We start from the raw sequence: 3,336 nt of genomic DNA on the forward strand, positions 1-3,336 counted from the left end.
TCAAGATTAACACAGCCTTGCTTTTAGGAAACTAATCGAATGTTATACATCTTAAGCTTTTAAGCAAGTTGATTTGTTAAAAGGGAGTGTTGATGAGTGGCAGGGAAAATCAAGAATTATTATGCCGGCGGTAATACAGCCAGAGGCTTTTATAATCTGTATGATTCCAATCTGCAAGGATTAGAGAGATTGTTTATTTTAAAGGGCGGTCCAGGTACCGGCAAATCCTCACTTATGAAGAAAATAGGCCAAGAGTGGGTTGAAAAAGGTTATAATATTGAGTTTCTCCATTGTTCATCTGATAATCAGTCCATCGATGGCGTGATTATTCCTGCGTTAAAGGTAGGTCTTGTTGACGGGACGGCGCCGCATGTGATTGAGCCTAAGGCACCAGGTGCAGTTGAAGAGTATATAAATCTTGGCGAAGCTTGGAATTCGCGCGACCTTAATAGGCAGAAAAATGTGATTCAAAAGCTCACAAGCCAAATCAGTCAATCATTTCAGAAAGCATATGCAACGTTTAAAGAGGCATTAGAAATTCATGATGATTGGGAAAAAATTTATATTAACAGCATGAATTTTAAGAAGGCGGACCAATTAACCAATAAATTAATTGACTCTTTTTTTGGAAAAATAAAATTAAATAAAACTCCTGATGTCCGTCATCGCTTCTTAGGAGCGGCCACACCGCAAGGAGCCGTTGATTATGTTCCGAATTTGACGGAGGAGATTCCAAAACGCTATTTTATTAAAGGACGTCCAGGCTCTGGAAAGTCGACAATGCTGAAAAAACTGGCAGCCGCAGGAGAAGAGCGCGGTATCGATGTCGAAGTTTATCATTGCGGTTTTGACCCGCACAGTCTCGATATGGTCATTTTCCGGGAGCTGGGTGTGGCGATTTTTGACAGTACGGCCCCGCATGAATACTTCCCAAGCCGAGACGGCGATGAAATTATTGATATGTATGAGATTTTGATTGAGCCTGGAACGGATGAGCTATTTGCTGATTTCATCACTAACATTGCTGAAAAATATAAAAACAAAATGACCGAGGCGACAAGTTATCTGGCAAAAGCCAAATCCCTGCATGATGAGCTGGAAGAGATTTATGTAGCCGCAATGGATTTTTCGGTTGTTGAAAAAATCTATGCGAGAATTGCTGGGGAAATAAATGATTTGGCGGCGAGCAAGGTGCAGTAAAAAAGCAGAAGCATCCGTTTATTTTGTAGCGAAGCAGCTAGTTGATAGAGCTGAATCAAAATTCTAAGTAACGTAACGTCAAAAAAGAATGCCGGGAATATCCCCGGCATTTTATTTGTGCGGATTTGTTTTACTTTGCTGCCCTTTATTCCGTTTGTTCCCTTTACTGTTATCACCGCTGACAAACTCGGTCCCGAATTCGGCTTCCGCGTGTCCCGCTTGCGGTGAATTTTGATTACGGCTGCCTTTATTAATTTTTTTTGTCATCTATGTCTCCCCCCTATCTGCTAATAGTGTGTCATGGAATGGTTGGATTATCCGGATAAAATAAAGGGAAAAATGGGAAGCAATAGAATTAGTAATCGAACTGATTGGGAGAGGATGAATGCAGGTGTTAATAGAGACACATGTTTTAACAAAGCTGTTTGAGGAGAAGCGCGATGCAGATAACGCTGGACCGATGCAAAATTATATGAAGGGTCATTTTTCTTTCCTAGGAATTAAATCCCCTTTACGTAAGGAATTAGAAAAGAAATTCTTTCAGGAAACAGGCTTGTTACATGAGCCTTTTAATAAAGAATTCATTGAAGAACTTTGGAATAAACAGGATAGAGAATATCAGTATACGGCTTTAACTTATATGGAAAAATCCCTGAAGAAATTGCATAAAAGTGATCTGCCTTTCATGGAATGGCTGATTACGACCAAATCCTGGTGGGATACCGTTGATGCCATTGCTCCTAAACCGGTCGGAAAAATAGCAGAGAATTTTCCAGAAGTTATAGTAGAAACGATTGATGGCTGGTCTGTAAATGAAAATATTTGGCTGCGGAGGGCCGCGATTCTTTTTCAACTGAAATATAAGGGGAAAACGAATGAAGACCTGCTTTACCGATACATAATGAAAAATGCTGAGAGTAAGGAATTTTTTATTCAAAAAGCGATCGGCTGGGCATTGCGGGAGTATTCAAAAACAAATCCAGCATCCGTAAAGAAATTTATAGAGGGACATAAGTTAGCTCCTTTAAGTGTTCGCGAAGGCAGTAAGTATTTGGGGTGAGCTTAAGATTCTTAATGGCTGGGAATCTGTGTTAGAATGTCACTAATGAAAAAATGGAAAAGGTGGACAACATGATTAAATGTATTGCTTCAGACATGGATGGAACATTATTAAATTCAAGACAACAAATTAGTGAGGAAAACAAACAAGCAATTATTAAGGCGCAGGCTGAAGGAATCGAATTTGTCGTTGCTACTGGAAGGTCTTATCAAGAAGCTACATACGTACTTTCTGAGGCCGGCTTATCCTGTCCTGTCATCTGTGTGAATGGAGCGGAGGTCCGCTCAAAAGAAGGCGAAGTACTTTCTTCAACCCCCATAAGGAAAGAACTTGCGAGAGCCGTAGCAGCAAAACTAAGTGATCATGATGTTTACTACGAGGTTTATACAGACAAAGGTGCCTACACGCTTGATCCGGATAAAGCTGTTTCCATTTTGGTGGACATTGTCGTTAGTGCCAATCCCGAAATCGATCCGGAGGAGATTAGACATGCAGCAGGAGCGAGAATCAGGGATGGCTTAATTCATCAAATTGAGGATTATGAGCTTCTATTTACTGATGAAAATTATCTAATTTATAAGGTTTTGGCATTTTGTTTTGATCGCAGTAAACTTAAAGCCGCCGGTGAAGAACTTCGTGATTTTTCAGACTTGGATGTTACTTCTTCTGGCCACGAAAATCTTGAAATTACGAATAAACAAGCTCAAAAAGGTCTTGCCCTCGAGTCATTTGCGAAAGCTAAAGGAATTGATATGGCCGAGACGATGGCGATTGGTGATAACTTAAATGATGTGTCCATGTTCGAACGGGCAGGAAGGTCAGTTGCCATGGGCAATGCCAGCTACGAAATTAAGGCGCTTTGTGATGTGATTACCGATACAAATGATGAACATGGAGTAGCCCAGGCGATACTTGAAGTCTTATAAGCAGTGAAAAGAATACTAAAATAAACTATTAGTAAAAACAAAAAAGGTATATTCCTCCTCTAAATGAAGAGAAATATACCTTTTAATTTAAACTAAGTAAAAGAACTCTGTTGATTGGAGTGGAAGGCAGTGAAGACTCCTCGAAAATGC

General features: G+C 40.1%; 4 protein-coding genes. 3 read left to right on the forward strand and 1 reads right to left on the reverse strand.

The window, feature by feature from the left end; all coding sequences use genetic code 11:
• Positions 1-96 precede the first annotated feature (96 nt).
• A complete protein-coding gene (locus V7077_RS14195) occupies positions 97-1,200 on the forward strand; it encodes a PRK06851 family protein (RefSeq protein WP_335502705.1) in 1,104 nt (367 codons plus the stop codon).
• Between the two features lie 111 nt (positions 1,201-1,311).
• Here the strand turns inward: V7077_RS14195 and V7077_RS14200 are convergent, their stop codons facing one another.
• A complete protein-coding gene (locus tag V7077_RS14200) occupies positions 1,312-1,467 on the reverse strand; it encodes a hypothetical protein (RefSeq protein ID WP_235741650.1) in 156 nt (51 codons plus the stop codon).
• Between the two features lie 118 nt (positions 1,468-1,585).
• Between V7077_RS14200 and V7077_RS14205 the strand changes: the two genes are divergently transcribed.
• Both V7077_RS14205 and V7077_RS14210 read left to right on the forward strand, forming a co-directional pair.
• On the forward strand, positions 1,586-2,260 hold the full coding sequence (locus V7077_RS14205) for a DNA alkylation repair protein (protein ID WP_335502710.1): 675 nt from the start codon (positions 1,586-1,588) through the stop codon (positions 2,258-2,260).
• 71 nt (positions 2,261-2,331) lie between these two features.
• A complete protein-coding gene (locus tag V7077_RS14210; protein ID WP_335502713.1) occupies positions 2,332-3,186 on the forward strand; it encodes a Cof-type HAD-IIB family hydrolase in 855 nt (284 codons plus the stop codon).
• Positions 3,187-3,336 lie beyond the last annotated feature (150 nt).

Source organism: Neobacillus vireti (assembly GCF_036962465.1).
Classification (GTDB): Bacteria; Bacillota; Bacilli; order Bacillales; family Cytobacillaceae; genus Neobacillus; species Neobacillus vireti_B.